General features: G+C 74.6%; 1 pseudogene. It reads left to right on the top strand.

The window, feature by feature from the left end:
* A pseudogene (locus Q7A36_RS41030) lies at window positions 1-394 on the top strand (ISL3 family transposase); the annotation flags it as partial.

Below are 394 nucleotides of genomic sequence, written 5' to 3'. Positions count from 1 at the left end.
CTGCCGGCTGGGCGAGCAGCAACGGCAGATCGGCCTCGCCCTGGGCGGCGGTGCCGGCGCGCCGCTGGCCGCCATGCTGGCGATGCCGGTCAGTCCCTCCACCTTGCTGCGCCTGGTGCGCCAGGGGAGCTCGTCTGCGCCCGCCTTTCCGCCGCCACGGGTGCTGGCGGTCGACGACTGGGCCTGGCGTCGAGGCTATCGTTACGGGACGGTGCTGGTCGATCTCGAACGCAACCGCGTCATCGACCTGTTGGCTGACCGGCAGGCGGACACCCTGGCGGCATGGCTGCAGGCGAACCCCGGCGTCGAGGTGATCGCCCGCGACCGCGCGGGCGCTTGCGCCGACGGCGCCCGGCGCGGTGCGCCGGACGCGGTGCAGGTTGCGGACCGCTGA

Origin of the sequence: Paracraurococcus lichenis (assembly GCF_030657435.1) — a bacterium.
Lineage (GTDB): Bacteria > Pseudomonadota > Alphaproteobacteria > Acetobacterales > Acetobacteraceae > Paracraurococcus > Paracraurococcus lichenis.
The sequence above is the reverse complement of the archived record's forward strand: the minus strand, read 5'-3'. Positions and strand labels throughout refer to the sequence as shown.